Annotated in this window: 13 protein-coding genes and 1 pseudogene; 2 read left to right on the forward strand and 12 right to left on the reverse strand. The window is 37.5% G+C overall.

Features of this window, described 5'->3' with window-relative positions:
• Positions 1-125 precede the first annotated feature (125 nt).
• Complete coding sequence (locus AN213_RS14815) at positions 126-722, reverse strand: tyrosine-type recombinase/integrase (protein ID WP_055198978.1); 597 nt, start codon at positions 720-722, stop codon at positions 126-128.
• 416 nt (positions 723-1,138) lie between these two features.
• Between AN213_RS14815 and AN213_RS14820 the strand changes: the two genes are divergently transcribed.
• Positions 1,139-3,481 carry an arylsulfatase gene (locus AN213_RS14820; protein WP_055198979.1) on the forward strand — a complete coding sequence of 781 codons (2,343 nt, stop codon included), beginning with the start codon at positions 1,139-1,141 and terminating at the stop codon, positions 3,479-3,481.
• A 602-nt stretch (positions 3,482-4,083) separates the two neighbouring features.
• On the opposite strand, the gene AN213_RS14825 is transcribed toward AN213_RS14820, so the two are convergent.
• From AN213_RS14825 to AN213_RS14870, 11 genes and pseudogenes are all read right to left on the reverse strand, one after another.
• On the reverse strand, positions 4,084-5,790 hold the full coding sequence (locus tag AN213_RS14825; protein ID WP_055198980.1) for a hypothetical protein: 1,707 nt from the start codon (positions 5,788-5,790) through the stop codon (positions 4,084-4,086).
• The gene (locus AN213_RS14830) at positions 5,787-7,508 is read right to left on the reverse strand and encodes a hypothetical protein (protein WP_150114723.1); all 1,722 of its coding nucleotides are present in this window, start codon (positions 7,506-7,508) and stop codon (positions 5,787-5,789) included. Before AN213_RS14830 ends, AN213_RS14825 begins: the two co-directional genes overlap by 4 nt.
• 349 nt (positions 7,509-7,857) lie before the next feature.
• Positions 7,858-8,880 (reverse strand): tryptophan--tRNA ligase, encoded by a 1,023-nt coding sequence (gene trpS, locus AN213_RS14835; RefSeq protein ID WP_055198981.1) that lies wholly within the window; start codon positions 8,878-8,880, stop codon positions 7,858-7,860.
• A gap of 199 nt (positions 8,881-9,079) precedes the next feature.
• Entirely contained in the window at positions 9,080-12,541 is a 3,462-nt protein-coding gene (locus tag AN213_RS14840; RefSeq protein WP_055198982.1) for an ATP-binding protein, read from the reverse strand.
• A gap of 1 nt (position 12,542) precedes the next feature.
• Positions 12,543-14,801 (reverse strand): ATP-binding protein, encoded by a 2,259-nt coding sequence (locus AN213_RS14845; protein ID WP_055198983.1) that lies wholly within the window; start codon positions 14,799-14,801, stop codon positions 12,543-12,545.
• 9 nt (positions 14,802-14,810) lie between these two features.
• On the reverse strand, positions 14,811-16,079 hold the full coding sequence (locus tag AN213_RS14850; protein WP_055198984.1) for a PotD/PotF family extracellular solute-binding protein: 1,269 nt from the start codon (positions 16,077-16,079) through the stop codon (positions 14,811-14,813).
• An 84-nt stretch (positions 16,080-16,163) separates the two neighbouring features.
• Positions 16,164-17,087, reverse strand: a complete 924-nt coding sequence (locus AN213_RS14855; RefSeq protein ID WP_055198985.1) for a diguanylate cyclase — start codon at positions 17,085-17,087, stop codon at positions 16,164-16,166.
• Positions 17,078-19,189 (reverse strand): EAL domain-containing protein, encoded by a 2,112-nt coding sequence (locus AN213_RS14860; RefSeq protein WP_055198986.1) that lies wholly within the window; start codon positions 19,187-19,189, stop codon positions 17,078-17,080. Before AN213_RS14860 ends, AN213_RS14855 begins: the two co-directional genes overlap by 10 nt.
• 494 nt (positions 19,190-19,683) lie before the next feature.
• On the reverse strand, positions 19,684-20,223 hold the full coding sequence (locus tag AN213_RS20580) for a methyl-accepting chemotaxis protein (protein WP_408002939.1): 540 nt from the start codon (positions 20,221-20,223) through the stop codon (positions 19,684-19,686).
• Positions 20,218-20,982, reverse strand: a pseudogene (locus tag AN213_RS20585) (PAS domain-containing protein); the annotation flags it as partial. The gene AN213_RS20580 and the pseudogene AN213_RS20585, both read right to left, overlap by 6 nt.
• 699 nt (positions 20,983-21,681) lie before the next feature.
• Positions 21,682-21,903, reverse strand: coding sequence for a helix-turn-helix domain-containing protein (locus AN213_RS14870; protein WP_055198988.1), 222 nt, complete (start codon positions 21,901-21,903; stop codon positions 21,682-21,684).
• 125 nt (positions 21,904-22,028) lie between these two features.
• Between AN213_RS14870 and AN213_RS14875 the strand changes: the two genes are divergently transcribed.
• Positions 22,029-22,559, forward strand: coding sequence for a hypothetical protein (locus tag AN213_RS14875; protein ID WP_055198989.1), 531 nt, complete (start codon positions 22,029-22,031; stop codon positions 22,557-22,559).
• The last annotated feature ends 1 nt before the right edge of the window (position 22,560 follow it).

Below are 22,560 nucleotides of genomic sequence, written 5' to 3' on the forward strand. Positions count from 1 at the left end.
CAACGCAAATCACTACATATAAATCGGCTCAGGAAAGACTTAATAGAGAAACTAACTGCACTGTAAGGTATGCCTTGAAAAACGTAATGGGGCAAAGGCAGCACAAGAATACTGCCTGTGTTAAATCAACAATCGGTTTCTCTAGATATCTTAATGGCATCTTCAATCTCTATTCCCAAATATCTAATGGTGTTATCAATTTTTGTATGACCTAGTAGTAACTGAACGGCACGTATATTTTTGGTTCGAGCATACACCAAAGTCGCTTTGGTTCTTCGCATTGAGTGAGTTCCATATAGGTCAGAATCAAGCCCTAACTGCTGAGCCCAACTTCTGATGATAGACCTGTAATATGAATAGCTTATGGGTTGATTAGAGCGACGTAAACTTCGAAACAAATAATCACTAGGTTGCAATTTAACCTCTTGAACCCAACGGCTAATACTTTGTTGTGTTCTCGGAGTTATCTCAAATTGAACTTCGATCCCTGTTTTCATCTGTGTCCATTGCACCCTCTCAAAAACTTGATCTTGGGTAGCGACATCTCGAACTTTTAATGACAGTAAATCACATGTTCTTAATTTACTATCTATAGCCAAATTAAGTAACGCTAATTGCATCAAGTTGTTTTGAATTTCAATTCGTGTCCGAATACGCCAAATCTCTTCAAGTTTGAAAGGACGTTTCACACCAGTAGCATTGTGATTTAGTTCTGGTTTCATAGTGGCCTCCTATTTAAAAGTCACTATGAGGATAGCGGATGTATTGCTGATTATGATTTTGGACAGAAGCGTTTCAAAGGCTAATTGCGGCTCTTTGCCAAAAGCGGACTTTCCTCTGCGACGGAAACAAAGTTGGCTAATCGCTTCAATAAAAGTGTTTGGTTTGTGTGCAATGTAAATGTAAATGCTGTTTTACAATATTTTTTAAAACTCTAAACAGATTGCTTGGGCACAACACTGCCAGAATTACTTTCTGAACTGGCTCACTTGTCTAGTACATGAATTAGAAGCTCTCTGACCGAATTTCCTGATTATGATTGAAATAGCTTGAATATTATTCGCGAAGAGTAAGTATAGTAGCTAAAATAAAATCAGTTTCATGATGATTTAACACTAGGTATTACAGGGAGAAAAGGATGAATCGTTTTACACGAGTAGGTAGTATCATTTCATTATTATTGCTTTCAGGGTTTACAAAAGTGGAAGCAAGTGAAATAGACAGAAGTGTTTTACCAATTGCCGCACCGCAGTTTAAAGGTAAAATTGGCGAAACATTTGAAACATCAAAACAGGATTATCCGCAGCCAATTCAGGCACCAAAAGGCGCACCTAATGTCGTAGTGATTTTACTTGACGACTTTGGCTTCGGCCACCCCAGCACCTTTGGGGGGCCAATACCGACCCCTTCAATCGATGAATTAGCTAATCAAGGTTTAAAGTTCAATCGTTTTCACACTACCGCGATTTGCTCACCAACTCGTGCCGCTTTACTGACAGGTAGAAACCATCACCAGGTTGCTTCAGGCACGATTACCGAGCTTTCAACAGGTTACCCGGGTTATCACAGTGTTTGGCCCGATGAAACAGCAACCGTTGCTGAGATATTAAAAAGTAATGGCTACAACACGGCTGCATGGGGTAAATGGCACAATACTCCTGATTGGGAGACAAGCCCTATAGGACCATTTGATCATTGGCCTACAGGACTTGGGTTTGAGTATTTTTATGGTTTTCAAGGCGGCGAAACAAGTCAATGGGAGCCTCAATTATTTAGAAATACCACCCCTGTTGAGCCACCTAAAAAACCGGAAGAAGGGTATCACTTAACGGAAGATCTTGTTGATGATGCTATAAACTGGATAGGCCAACAAGAGTCTATCGATAGTGATAAACCATTCTTTATGTACTTTGCAACGGGTGCAACTCACGCTCCTTTGCATGCGCCGCAGGAATGGAATGATAAATTTAAAGGTAAGTTTGATCAGGGCTGGGATAAAGTCCGTGAAGAGACACTTGCACGACAAAAATCGCTTGGTGTAGTTCCACAGAATACCAAGCTGACAAAACGACCTAAAGAAATAAAGTCGTGGGATTCTCTGTCTGCCAACGAGAAGAAACTATTCAGTCGACACCAAGAAGTATTTGCGGGTTTTGCTGCACATACCGACTATCACGTAGGCCGGTTGCTTGATGCTATCTCACAATTACCCGATGCAGATAATACCATGATTATATTTATTGCTGGTGATAATGGCCCAAGTGCTGAAGGTAGTGCTACTGGTACGCTTAACAATATGATGACTCAGAATGGTATTGCTGACACTGTTGAAGGGCAGCTTGAAAAAATCGATGAACTCGGTGGGCCTCTTCACGAAAATCACTTTCCGGTTGGTTGGGCGTGGGCTGGCTCTTCACCATTCCAATGGATGAAACGAGTACCTTCACACTTCGGTGGTACGCGAAATGGGCTTGTTATTTCATGGCCTAACTATATTAAAGAGCATGGTGGCTTACGATCGCAATTTCATCATGTAATTGATATCGTGCCAACGATTTTAGATGCAGCACATATACCTGAGCCAAAAATAGTGAATGGAGTAGAGCAGACTCCAATAGCCGGTGTAAGTATGTTGTATTCACTAAATGATAAAAATGCTGAAGGTAAGCGTAAGACTCAGTACTTTGAGACTGGTGGTCACCGTGCAATTTATAATGACGGTTGGGTTGCTGCCTCTTTCCACGGTGTGCCGTGGGACTTAAGTGGCTCAGCTGGCTTTGGTAACGATAAGTGGGAGCTTTATAATATTGAAGAAGACTTTTCTGAGGCGGTAGATTTATCGAATAAATACCCAGATAAACTTAAGAAGTTAATCTCTATTTTCGATCAAGAAGCAGAAAAATATAACGTCTATCCACTTGATGATCGCTTTGTTGAGCGTGCATCGAACCCTGAACGTCCAAGTGTGACTAAAGGGAAATCAAAATTCACTTATCTGCCAGGCACTAGTCGCGTGCCAGAGGGAAGTGCACCTCCTGTATATGGGCGCTCTCACACAATTACTGCAACGTTTAATATGCCTAAAGATGGTGCTGAGGGTGTATTAGTAGCTGTAGGCGGTGGTAGTGCTGGTTATAGTCTATACATTGAAGATAATAAACCTGTCTATGTAATGAATTTCTTCAACGAGGAGCACTATTACTTAAAATCTAAGGAGCCATTACCAGCGGGTGAGGTCACTTTGACACTTGATTATATTCAACAAGGTGAAGCACCGAATGGTGGACAAGCGACTCTTTTAGTTAACGGAAAGAAGATTGCTACCGGTAAGATAGATAAAGTACCACCTGTTCGTTACTCAGCGACAGAAACGCTTGATATCGGAAAAGATCTCGGCTCTACTGTTTCACGAAACTACTATGATAAAGCTCCTTTTGCTTTTACTGGTCAGCTCCATAAAGTTGACTATGTACTGAAATAACAATTTATTCTCAAAACCCAAATTAATGGGTTTTGAAAGCCCTATCGAACGAGAGTTAGACTTCTTACTAAACAGTAAAACACAACAATTCTGTTATCGAGTAGCTCTTAACTCTCAATCGATTATTTGTCTTAAAGTATCGATAAAGCATGTTAGAGCCGAATGTCAGAAAATGGCACAGACTGTTTGAAAACTCTGGTCACCTATTGGTCAAATGATGTACTGCTTATGATCGATTAATCTATACATATAGTTTACTTAGTATAATGATGACCAGTTTGTTTCAATATCCCACGATAAACACGAACAAGATTAATACACTTACCCTTGGCGGATTTCTTGAGAAAACGTTTGAGAAAATAAACTAGAGTATGGGGCTTGAACTAGGTTATTGCAATATTTACTACTCAGCATCAAAGCAGACCTCTAAACCATCAGAGCCAACTCGTTTTGGGGCAAAGGCGAGTTATGTTTTTAACTCGTCAATGGACAGAAATGAGTTATATGTTTTGCTGAACACCGATTAGTAGAAATAAGGCCATCTCTACTAATCATGCATTTCAGTTCCGCAAAGAGAGCGTAAAAACCTACTACTTTAATAATTACTCCGATGTATTGAGAAAATCCTCGATATAATGAAAAGGAACTGGGTATCTGTAGCAGCGACATGCTGTTAGCACCAAAGGAGCTTTACCCTTAGTAACAGCTGACATACTCTTGAAGGAATCAGCATTGACACACTCTTGTTTTATATGTTCTAGCGCAGCGCTTCCATTCATTGGAAAGTCTGTTGATGCTGAGCCATGCGTACTTGAGTTAGAATACATAACTTGTTCACTATTTTGGTTCGGATACCAATACTGTAACGTGCTATGTAAAAGTTTATCTCTAGCAAACTTTTCTAGATCTTGGTTTACTGAATCTAGTTTATACAAAGAGCAGTAAACAGCTAACAGCGGGTATAAGACGCTAGCCTCAGTAACTTTTTTCTTATAGTTGCTGTTGGTCTTATCTTTATTTTTATGCTCAAGCAACTTTTCGTAAGAATTGTGCATGGTAGGATACATGCCATCACACTCGAAAGCGAAAATACACTTATCCACCATCCCCGATAGCCAGCTCTGCACAAAACCATCAAGTTCTGAATTATTTGAAAGCAAAGTTAAAGCTAAACCAAAATCAATTGCCTGTGAGTCTTTGTAAGGGGACAATAATATTGGGTTATTAATAGCCAAGAAATTAATTGCACTAGTTACTTCCCTAAGGCGAAGCCGTAATCTTTTCTGCTCTTCAGACTCCCCATCTGTAGGTAGTTTTTTAGCATAACTCTTAGAGAGTGAATCTAAAACCCAATGACCTTTGACGGCCAAACGTCCTAGCACATCAAACAGTTTAATATTTACATCGATAGAACATGGCGAATGAACCGCATGAGAGAGCGCGTATTTAAGTCCAACATATGGAATTAAACATCGGTCTACATAGCAGTCAGTAATTTGATGATACGTATCCAAAATACTATCGAACGATTTTGAGAGTTTATTCCTTCCTGTGTAGTGACCTTTAACTTTATCCCAAGCCAGCAGTAATGTACGTTCAGATGAAAGATATGCTGCTTCTAAATTCTCACCGTCACGACACCATGAAAATAGAACCCATAAACAAACGTTAATCCGAGTTATGGACGATGCAATAGAATCGGTATCAGTGGTATGTGACAAAACTTCATCAATCAATACTGAGAAATGGTTGCTTGAACTTTCGGGCTCTTCAAGTAAAGCCAAGGATTTTCTTAACAAAGCTTGGCTGGAGCTAGGCAGCAGCTCCTCCTTTAGCAAGTACTGTTGAATAAGCTCTGAAAGCTTATCGCCATTCCACTCTTCAAATCTTAATTTATCTCGGGAGTTATAATTTTCAAACCCAGAGACTTCTTGACGAATACCGGAATTAATATCCCCTCCAAAACATAAACAGATAACAATTGGCTTACTGCTATGTTGAGGAGGTATGCGTGTGGGAATAAATCCGAATAAGATTTCTTGTAACGAGGGAAGCAATGACTGGTTAGATTGTCCACTCCAAGTTTCACGAGTCAGGTTTCCTGATTTCACAGAAAATAGATAAACCGACTCTTCTTCGTCATCTTGTAATTGACCAACTGCTGCAATATCAACACCGTACTCTTTAACCCCACGGGTCGGTAAAATGAACACGTTCATTCCCATGCTACTCAATAAATCAGGTAAGACAGCATCTAATTCGTGGCGCTCTCTTAACGAGGCTAAGTATTGCTTAAGAATCAGCTTCATTTTTCATTCTCACAACGGTAAACTCGTAAAATATAATCTAGTGACTCTGGATCTAAGACATTTAACCTTGGCATTTCAGTCGAATGGGAAAAAGACTGCATTTGCACCTCTTCTCGCACTCGCTCTCCATCACCCCGATGTATGTAGTAAATTGAGCTATTACCGTATAATAGCGTCTGCCTCGTTGCTATCAAATCGATAATCGATCCTCTTGATGCATTTTCGTAGGCTGCCTGCATATGCTTGTTGGACTCTTTCCAATAAGCGCTTATATTTTCTCTGGGTGCAATCAACTCTTTTAGTCCAGAAACTTTCTCAATATCAGAATGATAAGCCTGAAGCTTACTAAGTAACATCTCACACGGGTCTTCTTGAAAGCCAATATCAATGCACGATTGGAAGAATTGCTTGAGCTCCCCTGGATAACTTAATAGTAAGGGGTCATATAAAATCTGCTCAAGCTCTTTACGTGTAGAGCTTGAAGCTGTTTCGTAAATAGATAAAATGAAGCTTGCCGCCACTACAGGGCACGTAAAAAGCCAACCGACAGCCTTACGGCTAACAAATATTTGCTTCACTTCATCACCCAGCAATGCCATTTCAGCCTTTAACTCGACATGTTTGTCAGTAAAGTCATGAAGTAGATCTGAAATACTATGGCAAAGTGAAGGATCACCAGACAAAAACCACTTTGTGACAATATGATTAAGTAGCTTTTGATGCTTGCTCAGTAGTTCATTGGAAAAGTAATCCAGTTGGGGGAACTTCACGCCAGCAGTCAAAATCGATTCCAATAACTTCAAGGCTTGGGGAAATTCTTCCTTCCCGACTAAGTTGACCAATATATGATCGATATTGTCTATGATGCCTTTGTATTCAGTAGAAACATTGGCGCACTGCTTTAGCAGAAGCTTTAGAACACCCTCTGGTAATTCAACTCTCATAAAGGCGACAATATGCGATGCCTCATAGATAACCTCTGGAGGAGAATCCTCAGCAAATATGAGTAGAAACTCTTCAATTTGCGGCCAGTAAGATGGGAATGTATCACCAAAGCTAATTATTGCTCGTATTACTGAAGCACAACAGCCACTTTCACGTTCGCCAGTTCTACTAAGTAGCTCCCAAATGACATTAGCTTGATCTTCACCCACATCAAGCTTCCCCAAAATAAAATAGGCTTGACTTCTTACCACCTCATTTTTATTCGAGATCAGGTTTTCTGTCGTTTGGATAGCATCGGTCACATAATTTGAGTCGTATGCGAGAATTGAACTAGAGAGAAAAGGGGCATATTGACTTAGATCAGTTTGTGCAAGGATAAATTCAACACTATCTCTGGAGCGATGTGCTTCAACGCTACAGAAATGTTGAAAAGCCCTATAGACTCCACCAATAGCCGAGTCTCTTCCAGCCTGTTGCGTGAGATGTAGCAGGCAACGAAGGACATCTTCAATATTCGCATCTAATGAAGGTAAAACATTTTCAAAGACATGCAGAATTTTGAAAAAATCGTGACCGCTGAAGCTTTTATCAACTCCTCTTACTAGCTTGATAAGATCAATCTTTCTTGCGTTGTGCAACTGAGTCAAAGCATCTTTCAAGGCCTTCTCTTCAGATCGTGTTTCCTCAACATACAGATCATTAACCTTTGATAGCAACTCTTCTGCTGTGCCACTTGCCGCTAGTAACCGAGCTTTTGTTTCTTCTAATGACATTGTATATCCCTTACTCAACAATGAGTAAGCACTTTGCTGTAAAAGAAGACCTAGGTCAAACTAAAAGTACTTGAGAAAAGATCTGGAGATGTTCTAAAACGTTTTGGAACAAAAATGAGTTTCAGCCAAAGGGCGGCTTTGTGCCCTCCAGATACATTTTCTCTACTCAATTTGACTTATTCTATCTCCTGCTCCACCGCCAGGTGTTCTGCCCCTTCACCTAATATAATTAGGCCTAGCAGATGGAATTACTTATGTTCTTATCTTAACTTATTTTCTACGTGAATAACTTTATCATTATTTAGCTCTGTGTAATGGAGTAAGTATTTATTCTTACTCCATTAGGGGGTTATTGAAGAATATTTAATCCAAAAATATCTTTAACTTGATATAGAACTTTTTCAGTTTCTATTTGTGATTTAGTGCTTCCGGACTTCAACACTTCAATGAGAAAAGCTTTATCACGAAGTAACGCATTTCTTCTTTCTCTGATCGGACGAAGAAATTCTTGCAAGCAGTCTTCCAAAACACTTTTTGTATACCCATCCCCTAAACCACCACGTTGGTATTGCTCTTTTAATTGCTCTACTAACGCCGAGTCAGTATGAAACGCATCTAGGTATGTGAATACTACATTCCCTTCAACTCGGCCAGGGCTTTCAACACTTAAATGATTTGGATCTGTATACATTGATCTTACAGCCTTACGAATCTCGAGTTCATTTGAGCCAAGGTTTATCGGATTTCCGTTTGATTTAGACATTTTACTTTTGCCATCCGTACTTGGTAGTCGTGAAGCCTTACTTAAAAGGGGGCGACATTCCTTCAACACCTCTTTTTTAGCTAAGGAGTTTATTTTCCTCACAATTTCATTTGTTTGCTCAATCATCGGTAATTGATCGTCCCCTACAGGAACTAAAGTAGCATTGAAAGCTGTAATGTCAGCTGCTTGAGATATTGGGTATGTGAGGAAGCCTGCAGGAATTGAACGCTCAAAACCTTTCTGATGAATTTCACTCTTTACGGTAGGGTTTCTTTCAAGCCTAGCTATTGTTACTAGATTGCTGTAAAGCATAGTTAATTCAGCTAGTGCAGGCAATTGAGACTGTAAGCAAATTGTTGTTAGTTTTGGATCAATTCCAACAGCTAAGTAATCTGCGACTACATTCAAAATATTTTCAGACACTTTAGAAGGGTTATTAGCGTTGTCTGTCAAACCTTGCATATCTGCAACAAGAATCGTTTGCTTGTGGTTTAACTGTAACTCAACTCGTTGTTTTAAAGATCCAACATAATGCCCCAAGTGCAAAGGACCTGTAGCTCTATCGCCCGTTAATATTGTTTCAGGTTGTTCTTTATGTTTGTTTTTCAAGATGAAATCTCCGATATAGTAGAGCTACTGGAGATAAAAAAGATCACATTCTTAGCTACCTTCCAGCAGCTTTAGAATGTAATAATCCTGCGCCGCTCTATGTAGAGCGCCACCAGATGTTTGATTGTGATGTGAATAAAATCGTTTTCATTGCCCAAATATACCTAAACTAAAATTGAATGCAATATGATGCCTAATATTAAATGCTTCTTTTAATATCCTCTACTAACTTAGGTATCATTTGCTCTATCGAGATTAGTTGAGTACCTATATCTAAATTACCTTTCTCAGCTACCACCTCAATATCAGAGAATAACTCTCTTAATTTGTTAGCGCTTAATTCACCACACATCCCTTTTAACGCATGCGCTATTTGACGGACTTCTTCACTATTCCCTTGTTTGTGTTGCTCTATTAGTTCCTGCACTTTAATAGGTGCTTTTACAACAAACACTTCACAAATTTTATTTAGTAAGACTTCTTTATTTAATAATCGTGCAAGGGCTTGTTCGCGATCCCACAGCTTTTCTTCTTCGAGTTCACTTTCTACAAGAGGTATTGCTCTAGGTTGCCCCTCGAAGCTTGATAAAGACCATTTGACGACCTTTTCTAATACTTTAACTGCCTCAATGGGTTTACTCACATAATCACTCATCCCCACAGCTAAGCATTTTTCCTTTTCACCTGCCATCGCGCTTGCAGTCATTGCAATGATAGGTATATCAATAAAAGACTCTCCTGCTTTTCCTGTGCGTATTTTTTCACACACTTGATAACCATCTAAAATTGGCATTTGGCAATCCATCAGTATGCAGTTTATTTGCTTCTCATTTGTGTTGAAATGATTTAAAAGTTCAATTGCATCTTGTCCATTACTTGCTGTTAAAATATTTATAGGCAGCTCATCTAATGCGCCTTTAGCAACTTCAATGTTGATTTCATTATCATCGACAATCAATACCGTACAACCTTTTAATTGCTCAATGACATCATCTGAAAGTTCAAAGCCGCTGGTTTCAGAAAGTAGATATAATGGTTCACTTTTTGGCACTTCATAGCCAGCTACTTGCACCAGCTCTGTTTGGGTTGCAGGCTTTGTAATTTGAGAAACTTTTGACGCAATACCTTTAGGAAGTGGGTTTCCTGGCTGATGAAGTGTTATAAACTGAGCGCTTTGGTTATTTTCGCTTAAAACTTCAATAATAGAACCTATGTTATTCGTTGTATCATCTTCATAGTCTAAGAACACGTAGTCAAAAGCTTTGTTTTTATGGACGCCAAGCTCCGCCATAGAGCATGTGCTGACAATACCGCCTTGTAAACTGAGTGTCTTATCCAAAATTTCCCAAATATTCTGATTACTGCTCGCAACCAAAATGGCTTTATTCTCGTAGCATTTTTCATTAACCTGAATGTTTTCTGCACTGCACCGAACTTTAATATTGAAAGTGAAAACACTGCCTTGATTTAAAGTTGAACTGACAGAAATGTCTCCATCCATTAATTGGCATAATTGTTTACAAATAGACAAGCCGAGTCCGGTCCCCCCAAACTTTTCTGATATTGCTGTACTTGCCTGCTGAAACGCATCAAATAATTGTCCTTGTGTACTAGGCGCAATCCCTATTCCAGTATCTTGGACGTTCACTTTTAAATCATGTTTATCTTCTGATATGCGCTCAGAACTAACAATGACTTTAATATAGCCTTTGTCAGTAAATTTTATCGCATTACTGATTAAGTTATTTAAAATTTGGGTGAGTCTGAGCGGATCTGTTTTAACATTTTCACAGTTTAAGTTACTGGTATCTAAATATACATTTAACCCTTTATCAAACGCTCGAATAGCACTCGATTCTACTAGTCGTTCAACCAACAGTTGTAGATTAATTGTTTTAAGATTTAGATCCAGTTTACCTGCTTCGATCTTTGATAAATCAAGTATGTCATTAATTAATAGATTTAAATTTGATGCACTTAGATCCATCATTTCAACAAGGTTTCGTGATTTATCAGACAACTCTTCTCGTTTTAAAATGTTTAAAGTGCCAATGACTCCATTTAGTGGAGTACGAAGCTCATGACTGATGTTCGATATAAATGCACTTTTTATATCGCTATGCTTAATAGCATCATCTTTGGCCTCTGCAAGCGCTTGAGTACGCTTTCGAACTTTCGCTTCTAGTTCTGTATTTAATCGCTTTACTTTTATCTCTGCATCTTTTTCTTTTGTTATATCTCTAATAATTAAAGCAAGCCCTATTAAGGTATTGTGTTCAGAAAAAACGGGGCTAACAGATATAGCGTAATGAAGCGTTGTTTCGCCAAGTTGTTCAGATAATTCATCTTTAATTTGTAATTTTGAGCTTTGTATATCATTAATGTAGGTGTGGATGGGTAATTTTGAGAGAAACTCAACATCTTTGGCTAGTTTCCCTAATGCTGTCATTTTAGAAATTGATAACAAACGCTCCGCTGTATTATTTATACTTGTTAACTCCCCCTCTAAATTTAACCCAACGATTGCATCGATAGACCCATCAACTATCGCAGACGCTTCTCTGCGGGCTTCTGCTAATAACTGACTTCTCGTCGCATTTCTATAAAACATTATAAGCAATATACAAGTGAAAACACCTATCGCTGCTAGGAAGCCATAAGTGATTTCACGCTTCTCATTAATTAACGTTTCTACGTACTTTTCAGGCACTAAAAGATTAAAGTTGATGTAACCATACTTATTTCTAGGCCTTGTCTTCACTTTTGTAGAATGTACATAAAACTGCAGATCAGGGTTAAGTTTTGAAGTTACTGTATAGAGTCCCTGATATTGAACTTTCTGACTATAAACTTTATCCCACGTTAGGTCTGGGTCTAAGTCTCTTGAAAATTGATATTCTTCAATAGGATGGTAGACAAAGTCACCTTCAGAGCTACTAATGATTAACTCCGAGTAATCGAAAACTGTCTGTTTAAGATTATTAATGAGTGCATTCGCATTTACATTCATAATTAAAAAGGCATACCGCTTTCCTTTATCACTAAAAATGGGAATAGAAAAACGTAACATTGGCTGGTAGGGAAAAACCACTTCACCAAATTCTTTATTTAAAGTAAGTGGCGACATGTAAATTTGATTCGTTTCAAGCTGAGAGCTTGGTAAAAAGTATGGCTCACCGCTTTTAGCTTGCAATGAGTAATCAGGTACAGCCTCTACAGATGCACCTACCCGTTGCACGCGTATTAACTCTTTACCCTCGGCTGTAACAGCAACAATACGAAGTTGCTCAACTGCAAGGTTATTTTCCATAAAACCAATAAATATGGTTTCTAGACGCTCTTTCCATTGGTTGTATGTAGTACCGTCGTATGGATCAATTCCATCATTAAATTCAGCTCTTGGTAAACCAGATATGGGGGGAGTCGAGTATAAAAAGCGGAGATCAGATTTTGACTCAGCAATTGAACTAGTTACTATTTCTTTTAAGCGCTCTTGAGTCTCAGTAAACTCTTGGTCAATTGAGCCTAAAACATCATTTTTAACGTGCCCTTCAAAAAAATAAACTGCGAATAAGCCAAAAATGCAAAACACAAAGGAAACTACTGTTAAAAATACCTTCGAACCAACAAAACTTGCACCACCTTTATCATGAATATTCATACTATGTCCGTTCGATATTTGTTCTACACCACTTTAGCAAGATAGACCTTAAAGCGTCATACTCGAGTGGCTTTGCGATATAGTCATCCATTCCGGCATCAAAACAGCGTTGCTTATCAGCATTTAATACATTAGCAGTTAAAGCAATAATTGGCGTTTGTTTGTATGCTGATAACTCTCTGATTTTTAAAGTGGCTTGCGGACCATCTAATACTGGCATTTGCATATCCATAAAAATGATATCAAATACACCTAGTTCACATTGTTCAACAGCTTCCTGACCATTGTTTGCCATATTTATAGAGGTGATATTAAATTCATTAAGCATCGCTTCAATCACTATCTGATTAATGTCATTATCTTCAACAACAAGGGCATTAATATTTGATAAATCAATAACTTCTTTGGATTTAGTTAATAAAATATCTTCGTGTTCTAAGTCCATTGAAGATAGTGTGCGCTTTGCTTTTAAATCAAAATAAAAGTGAGATCCCTCTCCCAATACACTTTCAACTTTAAGTGGTGCTTCCATCAAATTTAATAATTTATTTGATATAGTAAGGCCCAAACCTGTACCACCAAAACGCCTTGTGATAGATGTATCTGCCTGAGAAAATGCTTCAAATAGTGTACTCAAGTGTTCACTTGCAATCCCAATCCCTGTGTCAGAGACATTAAACGAAAGCTTTACTTCATCAAGCCCAATCTCATGTATGTTAACTGTTAACGAAACACTGCCTCGTTCTGTGAACTTTACAGCATTCCCCAGTAGATTAATTAATACCTGCTTTAATCGTGTTTCATCAGCCAAAAACGACAGTTTTTCAACTTCCGGAGTTGTAGAGATATAAAGCTGAATATTCTTATTATCTGCTTGCTCCTGAAATAGATGTTTAAGTTCTTCTAAAAGGTAGCTTAAATCTACAGGCTCTGATTCAAGCTCAATTTTTGAAGCCTCAATTTTACTCAAATCAAGAATATCGTTGATAATAACTAATAAACTTGCACCTGAAGACTTTATTAGGTGTAGCATTTTATTTTGCTCTGGTGTGAGCGTCGTACGAGACAGCTGACGAGCCATACCTAAAATACCATTCATCGGCGTTCTAATTTCATGGCTCATGTTGGCTAGGAACTCTGACTTAACTTTTGTTGTTTTCTCCGCACTTTGCTTCGCTTCAGAAAGGTCTTTACTTAATTCTCTAAACTTATTAGCTGCCTTGGCTAATATACCAATTTCGTCTCTACGTTTTATATCATAAATCGGGGCTTCTAAATCTCCGTCTAAGAAATGTGTGAAACTATTTGTTAAGCGTTTAATTGCGCGTGTAATTTGTAAATGAAAAAATGCAGAGAGAGCAACAATGTAGGTGACAACCATCAAAGCAAGTACATTTAAAATGCTTTCTGTCATTGAAACCGTTTTATGAGCATCCCGTTTTATTTGTTTTAGTTGAGTTAACGAATGTTCCCTTAAACTATTTGCAAGCGTACTAAATTCAATTGCATCTCCAGCCATTACTACATTTACTAAGCTTAAATAGTTTCGATTAGCCTGAACACTTTTTGAAAAAGTATTTCGATAGCTATTAGCCAAAGCGGTCATATTTTTAAATTTAGATCTATCTGCAACGTTTTTAGATAGCGAATTCAGTATTTTTTCAACGGCAGCTCTTTTGGCATAATCTTTTTTTGTTAAAAATTGATAAGCATCACGATGCAGCATGTGCCATAGGTTAAGGTACTCTGTAGCAAACAACTTCTCATTTGTGTCAGTAGCCTTAGCTTTTAAATCTTCAAGAAATAAAACTGCATTTAAATAAACTTGTGGTAATTCTTTTTCAATTAAGTCATTCCGTTGTGTAAAACGAAGTGTCAGTACTTTTAAATTAGCGCCATAACGACTTACAAGCTCCGTCATACCATCAAGATGAATTTGAATACTTTCTGCGCCTTTTCCTATATTAATTTCAGCTAATCGCTTTTCAATACTGTCATAATTTACCATGATTTTTTTAAAAACGGGTGCACTACCTGATGCACCATAAACTGAGATATCCCTTTGCATCTCAACAATATCTTTATTAATTTTTAAAATATCTACAGCATAGTTGCTAATCTTACCGATGTTATTGAAAGAGTCCTCAATCGTTTTAAGCCTTTCATTCATAATCAAGTAACTCGCACTCATAGCGACTAAGACAAGCACCATTGCTAGCGACATTTTGACAGCAAGAGATTTTGAAAAAAAACTTAACAATTTACTTCCTTATGCGTTAAGTAGTTCATACCACTTATCTAAACTGTAATCATAATTTGGCATCACAGTATTCCAAACCGCAATATTCGAAAACCGTTTAATATAACTGCCACCATCCCTTATTTCGCCTGCTTTAATAGATACTTTTCCATCTGTTCCCTTCAAGTCAGTTGACGCTTCTTGTCCTTCATACCAATAGTTCCACTCAGGTTTCGACATAAGCGGTTGGCTACGACTAGGGTTAGAAATGTAATATCCTTGCCTTGCTATAAATGCACCTGGGTAGCCAGATAACCACCAGTTCATATACTCATACGCAGCATCTTTAACATGCCCATGGGTATTTTTTGATAAACACATTACTCCATGCCATGCTCTGTAACCTTCTTTTGGCGATGCATAAGTTACTGGAATGCCTTGCCCATTTAGCGCACTGACACCTGGTGAGAACATACTTTGAATGGTCACTCGGTTCATTTTCATAAAATCAACAGATTGCGGTACTGACGTCCAAAAGCCTGAAAAATGACCTTGCCGTTTCTTTTCAAATAAAATGGCAAATAATTGGTCAATCTCGGCAATAGTCATATTACCTAAATCATTAAACTTCATTAATCCTTTAGCTTGAGCAGCTAGAGCAGCATCAAAGATACCTATTGTTGGTGCATTAATTAATGCTACTTTCCCTTTATTCTTTTCATCTAATAACCATGCCCAAGATTCTGTTTCGTACGGAATACCTTTTTCGATAGCATTCGTGTTATAGCCAAATGAATCGACATTGTGTACATAAGGCATAAAGCTAATTAATTTGGATGGTGTTTCTCCTAACGAACCATCCGGCTGTGCATAAAGAAGCTTATTGGGTGAATCGCCTGCACCTAACTTTGCATCCGGTACAATTTTGCCTGTCTTGCTAAGCGGGTTTATTTCATCCCAATAAACAAGTCTATCAACCTCGATTGGCTGAATTGCATCAGCTTGCCACAAAATATTAATAGAGTCAGACCATTGCTCATACAAATCAAAAGAACTAGGCTCTGCTGCTGCTTTTTGTAAAACGGCGGCACTACCCATAGGTGAAAATTCAATGTTTATACCTAGTTCGCGCATTGCTCTTTGTCTAAGCTCTTCTTGCAAAGTAACATGTGTTCCCATTACCCGAAGGGTTACTTTGTTCTTTGCAAAAACATAAGGGGCTTTAAACGCAAGAGTTGATGCCGCAGCACCGACACCGAGTGTTTTTAGAAAGTCTCGACGCTTTTGAGAATGTTCCATTGTATTTCTTGGTAAGTTAACAGTCTCCAAAGTATAGGCTATGTTCCTGAGGGTTCTACAAAAAGTAGTAAGAAAAACCCAAAATTAATCACAAAAGCTTAGCCTAAAGCAGTTTCGCCCATCTCCCTTAGCCGCATAAAGCGCTTTATCTGCGCAATTAATCAGTTCATCAAAGCTCACCTTATTTTGGTGCTCATAGATAACCCCACCGATACTGACTGTCGCGCGGCCCCAAATAGACTTAACATGCGGGATATTAATCGCCTCAAGCTCAGTTGATATACGGTCACATATGAATTTAACACCTTCGAAGTCAGTGTATGGCAGTATGATAAGAAACTCCTCGCCACCATATCGTATTGCTATATCTTGAGGTCGTTGAATAGAACGCTCAATAACATCAGCAATTAGTTTCAGGCAAGTATCTCCTTGCGGGTGCCCGTATTGATCGTTGTATAACTTAAAGAAATCTAGATCAAGCATTAGCAAACTGAACGGTTTCTTCTCTCTTGAAGTTTGTTTAAAAACATTAGCAACTTCAAGGTCTAAATAGTGCCGATTAAATAAGCCTGTCAATGAATCTTTATAGGTAAGCTCTATTAGTTTTTCTAGTCGAAGCTTATTCTCTAAGTGATTTTCTGTACGATGTAACAACGTGGATGCTGTGATTGGTTTACCAATAAAATCGGTAGCTCCGGCTTCCCAGCATGCATTTTGACACCCTGTATCGTAAGTCGAAGTGATGAAAATTATTGGGATATTTTCGAATGTAGCTTTAGCCTTAAGTCGCCTACAAATATCCAGACCACTTATATCCGGTAAATTAATATCTAGTAAAATCAAATCTGGAAGTAAATCCTCACATGCTTCTAAAACAGCCTGACCAGAAGAGTATGCATCCACGAAAAAATGATCTTCTAAAATAACACCTAGACTTAACCTGACCATCTCGTCATCATCAACAATGAATACTTTACATTGTGATAATGGTTTTAAACTTAAGGGCATAATATTCCTTCAGCTTTACTGGTTTGAATTAGTTTATCAGCGTTATCGAAACTCAATGGTTTACTAAGTAAATAACCTTGGCCTATTTGACAGCCAAGCTCTTGCAGTCGATCTTTTTGCTCTAAAGTTTCAATCCCTTCAGCCACAATTTGGAGTTTTAAAGAGTGAGCTAGTTCAATTATAGTCGTTACAATATTGAGGGCTTGCTCATCGTTAAGCATATCGCGCACAAAAGACTGATCTATTTTTAGCACATTTAGTGGGAACAACCTTAAGTATGAAAGACTGGAATACCCAGTTCCAAAGTCATCAAGAGCAATACTGACCCCCATACTAGAGATAAGCTTTAATTGACTTACAGTATAATCAAAGTTTTCAATCAAGGCCGACTCTGTCACTTCTAACTCTAAATAACGACTTGGTAATTGGGTTCTTTCAAGAGTTTCGGCGACAGTATCTACAAGTTTAGTATCTGTGAATTGTTTAGCAGATATATTTACTGCTACTTTAATAGGCAGACCTTTATCAAGCCAAGTTTTCGCTGCAATACAGCTCTTTTCAATAACTTGTTCTCCTAAGCGAAAAATAAGCCCCGTTTCTTCTGCATATTCAATAAAGTGAACAGGAGAAATAAAGCCACCTTGCCCATCTTTTAAACGAACTAAACTTTCTACACCAATCAGTGTGTCAGTGTTTAAATCATATTTAGGTTGATAATGAACGTCGAGATCATCTTCATCTAATGCCTTTCTAAGTTTATTTCCAACCTCAAGACGCCTATTCATTTCAACCTGTAAATCATCACTAAAATAAAAGTAACTGTTTGCAGGTTCGTTTTTGGCTTTATACATTGCAGAGTCTGCATGACGAAGCATTTCTTCTACACTTGATGCATCATCAGGGTACACACTTATACCTAAACTAGCAGACAAAATATGCTGCTCACCACCAGACCTGAAAGGCTTACCAATAACATTAAGAACCTGGTTAACCAGTGGCTCTAAACTTAAAGAATTAGCCGAGTGAGGAACAACGAGTGCGAATTCATCCCCCCCAACACGTGCGACTGTAATATCGTTACATGCGAATCGGTCCAAGCTGTGACCAATATGTGCGATAATCTCATCACCGACATGATGACCTAAGGCATCATTAATAAACTTAAACTTATCTAGATCAAGTAACATCAAGCTTAACTTAGTGTCATTAAAAGCAGCCCTAGCAATACCCTGCGTGAGTCTATCGTGAAGTAATACTCGATTTGGTAATGATGTTAATTGGTCATGATGAGATAGATATGTCATCTGCATCGACATAGCTAAGGCTTCGCTCACATCTTGAAATACCATAACAGCGCCGCATTGATTATGGTTTTTATCAAGAATTGGAGCTGCGCTGTCTTCAACTCGATGTTCAATTCCTTGCTTACTGATCAACTGTGTATTTAAAGCCATGGCGACAGGTCTATTTTCTTTTAAAGCAACAGATAAAGGATTAATGGACGGTATTTTAGTTGTCGCGTCGCATAACTTCATGACTTCTTCAATATGGCGACCTTTTGCTGCAGTTTGTGACCATCCTGTTAGTCTTTGTGCTACAGGGTTCATGTACACAATATTTGCGTTTTTATCAGTAGAAATAACTGCATCTGCAATCGAATCTATCGTAATTCTCAACTGCTCTTTTTCAGCAAATAGTTCTTCTTGTGTTAGCTGTAATACCTTTTCTTGCGTTCTGATTTTTATATGATTTTCAATACGAATTCGACAGAGTCTGAGGTTTAGCGGTTTAGAAATAAAGTCTATCGCGCCTAAAGATAATGCTTTTTCTTCTATCGCAGGATCACTGTGAGACGTAATAACAACAGTTCTAATATGTGCCAAAGTAGGCTTTTGCTGTATCACTTCTAAAATGTCAAAACCACTGACTTTAGGCATTTCTAAATCAAGAATCAAAATGTCTGGTCTAATTTTTTCAATCAGCAGTATTGCTTCAGAGCTGTTGTTAGAAGTTGAAATATTTCCGACTCCGTCTAAAGCATGCTCTAGCTGTAATGTATTAATCTCTTCATCATCTATGATAAGAACACTGCAATTGTCCATTTAGGGTCCCCACAATACTTTGTACCTACTAACAATAACGCTAAAACATCAAATTTGCGACCAACTTTTTTATTAGTCTTAAAATATTATTTTTTGAATATTAAACTGGTGCTTTTTGAATTATTAGCTAGTTTTTACTTAATGTGTAAGTAATACTATTAACTTTGTAATAAAACAAAATGGATAATTTAGGGAGGAATTTTGGAACACTATTACATTAACGATAACGCCCAAAACACAGGTGAGCATGAAGTACATACAGAGTCCAGCCCGTACTTCAACTTGATAACAGACCGCACTTATTTAGGTTTCTTTCATAGTTGCTAAGGTGCAGTAGAGAAAGCAAAAACCAAATATTCAAATGTCGACGGGTGTAAGCATTGTTGCTCGCTTTGCCATACTCGATAGAGAAATTTATAACTGAGAGACTGACTTGTTTTAGTCGTATTGTTCAGTCTCTTTCAAGTGGTAATAGCTAAATTTGGGAAGTCCTATTAAAGGTTTGTTTTAAATTGGCCTACCGCCTCAACGACTTCTTTTGCGCCTTTTTGAATATCATCGATTACATTACCTGCACTATTAGATAAATCCAAAGCTTCTTTGGCTTCTACTAAACTAGCTTCAATTTTTGTAACAGCGTCCTGTGTTAGTAGTTTGTTTTCAGCAACTACACTAATTATCTGCTCTGTAGCTAAACTCGTTCTTGAGGCTAATTGTCTTACTTCGTCAGCAACAACTGAGAAACCACGTCCTTGCTCTCCGGCTCTTGCAGCCTCAATTGCAGCATTAAGTGCTAATAAGTTAGTTTGATCTGCTATTCCTTTAATACTTTCAACCAACTGAGAGACTTTTGCTGATTGTACATCAAGTTTATTAATGCCTTCACTCGCAGTTTCAAGTTTCTTAGAAAGCGCATTCATAGTTGAGATGGTTTGCTTTACAACACCTAAACCATTTTCTGCATCAGAGTCTGTTTGTTTTGAGATATCATAGGCAATGCCAGCTGTTTCTGAAATAGCTTGCTCTCTTCTCATTTGCTCAGTAATAACTGTCGCAAACTTAGCAACTTTATATAAATCTCCATTTTCGTCATGGATAGGGTTATAAGAAGCTTCAAGCCATACTTCATTGCCATAACTATCTATTCTTTTAAAACGATCAGAGATGAAGCGACCATCCTTTAACTTTGACCAGAACTCTTTATAGGAACTTGAATTTGCCTCTTCAGGATCGCAAAAGATACTATGGTGCTTACCTAATATTTGACTTTTAGAGTATCCCATAGCATTTAAGAAATTATCGTTAGCACTCAGAATTATTCCATCTAGTGTAAACTCGATTACAGCTGATGAACGACTAAGAGCTGCAAGCATATCTTCTTTATCTCTCGAATGAGATATAGTACGAGTGAGTTCAGATGAGAAAATAGCTATATCATCATTTACAGGTTGAACAATACTTCTAAGCCACAACTCTCTATCAGTTTTTGTTTTTAGCTGTAAAGCACCATGCCAATGGTTAGTTTTATTAAGTGCTGACAAGAATTTTTGTGTATGAGGTTTATTTAATGACTTTTTTAAAATCAAGCTTTCAATGCTTGCCCCTTTTAAGTCCTCAAATTCAATTTCGATTGCCGCAGCAAAACGATGATTTGCTTCTAGGATATGCCCACTTTTACTTAATAAAAAATACAGCATCTCTTCTTTCAGTTCCTGCTTAATATTTTCATACTCAGCAGTTTGCTCTTTAAGATAAGCAATTTCAGATAACAATTTTTTATTTGAAAACCACATTGAGGTGTTTCCCTTTAAGAGTCAACTCAAAATTTGAGCATTAGGAATCAATAGTTTAGATAGTAGATACTAAAAGTAAAGATATGGCAGATTAAGGACTCATATTATCACTTATTTAGCCCATAATACGGAGTCAATGAGATATTGGATCTAAAAAGGAATGAGGATAAAAATAAAAGAGTAATTAATTCAATAGTTTTGCGTTTTTATCATTCAAGTTGCATAGCCTGTAGAATTCAGCTTCTTTCTGTTAGTGCTTTAGTGCACATTGCCGTTTTAGATTTACACTGGCACTTTATTGTTGATGTTTCTAACATTGCAAGTTTGTCATTATTTGTAAGGTGGCTACTAATAAACTACCTGATCTTAAGCTATTCACTAACTTTGATGTGCTTTGTTAGTGAATCATTAGAAAACATACTGTAAGTTGTAAAACATTAGAAAATAACGATACCCGTTCACCATTATTGATAAGTGATTGAGTGAGAATAATACTTTTAAAGGTAATGCATTAATTCTGCTTCTTGCGATAACTATAATAATCTCACAGACAAGAAATTGTGTATTAATAACTATTAAAGAAGCACTATTTTTTATAGTTAACTAATTGAAATAAATTTAACTGTTAATTAGTGTTACAGCCCTATAGATTAATTTTCAACTACATACGAAGTGTGTCACTTTAACTTCTATTACCTCCTAGCTTTCATCAATTTCTGGGACTAATTCATCCAAATTACAGTCAAGTGCTTTGGCTATACAACATAACTTAATGACAGTAACATTTACTGTGCCGTTCTCAACTCGACTTAAATAGCTTTGATCCAAGCCAGACATAAATGATAATTCAGCCTGATTATTGTCTTTCATGACTCTCATCATCTTGATATTTTTACCTAATTTTTTCGCAAAATCACTCATTAGAATATCTCAGACACAAAAGATAAATATCCCACATTGCGTTGATTTACACGATTGCATATAATCATAAAAAATGCATATACGCATATACACCGTTATTTATTATATTTTTTTGAGGTTTATGCATGGAAAAGTTCGAACTAGATAAATCTGTTATCCAAATTCTGTCTATGCCAAACATCAATAATTTCACTGCTACTGAAATTAGAACTGCATATATAGCAATAAAAAATGATGCAGATCTTGATCCATCTATATCACGTCGATTCGTTTACGATGAACTTTTAAAATTGATCAGAAGAGGCTGGCTAGTAAGAAACACAACTAAGAAGAAAGGACTTTCCAGATATTCTAAGACTGAGTTATTTGATTATGTAGCATTAAAGACAATGCTAGAACTAACATCACACGAAGAAACATTTGAAAGTTCAACTCTCAGTTACCCACAAATGCTCACTAAACGGTTGAATCAATATAACTCCTCACTACTAGAAGGTTTGGGAGCAATAAAAGAGTATGTAGCTTTGAAAGACATATGCCCTGAAAGGCTCAACGATTTAAAAGGACGTTATATGGCAACGCAGGAAAATAACTATATTCTAAAAGGTAAGATTGCAGCCTTAAATGAACTTATTCAATCAACTGAAGAGAATTAAT

It is taken from the genome of Pseudoalteromonas sp. P1-8 (genome assembly GCF_001399985.1).
Taxonomy (GTDB): domain Bacteria; phylum Pseudomonadota; class Gammaproteobacteria; order Enterobacterales; family Alteromonadaceae; genus Pseudoalteromonas.

Excerpts from the sequence above, each read along its gene's own strand:
- AN213_RS14820 (WP_055198979.1), top strand. The coding sequence starts at position 1,139 with ATGAATCGTTTTACACGAGTAGGTAGTATCATTTCATTATTATTGCTT.
- AN213_RS20580 (WP_408002939.1), bottom strand. The coding sequence starts at position 20,223 with ATGAGAAGAGAGCAAGCTATTTCAGAAACAGCTGGCATTGCCTATGAT.
- AN213_RS14860 (WP_055198986.1), bottom strand. The coding sequence starts at position 19,189 with ATGGACAATTGCAGTGTTCTTATCATAGATGATGAAGAGATTAATACA.
- AN213_RS14815 (WP_055198978.1), bottom strand. The coding sequence starts at position 722 with ATGAAACCAGAACTAAATCACAATGCTACTGGTGTGAAACGTCCTTTC.
- AN213_RS14825 (WP_055198980.1), bottom strand. The coding sequence starts at position 5,790 with ATGAAGCTGATTCTTAAGCAATACTTAGCCTCGTTAAGAGAGCGCCAC.
- AN213_RS14850 (WP_055198984.1), bottom strand. The coding sequence starts at position 16,079 with ATGGAACATTCTCAAAAGCGTCGAGACTTTCTAAAAACACTCGGTGTC.
- AN213_RS14870 (WP_055198988.1), bottom strand. The coding sequence starts at position 21,903 with ATGAGTGATTTTGCGAAAAAATTAGGTAAAAATATCAAGATGATGAGA.
- AN213_RS14840 (WP_055198982.1), bottom strand. The coding sequence starts at position 12,541 with ATGAATATTCATGATAAAGGTGGTGCAAGTTTTGTTGGTTCGAAGGTA.
- AN213_RS14855 (WP_055198985.1), bottom strand. The coding sequence starts at position 17,087 with ATGCCCTTAAGTTTAAAACCATTATCACAATGTAAAGTATTCATTGTT.
- AN213_RS14875 (WP_055198989.1), top strand. The coding sequence starts at position 22,029 with ATGGAAAAGTTCGAACTAGATAAATCTGTTATCCAAATTCTGTCTATG.
- AN213_RS14830 (WP_150114723.1), bottom strand. The coding sequence starts at position 7,508 with ATGTCATTAGAAGAAACAAAAGCTCGGTTACTAGCGGCAAGTGGCACA.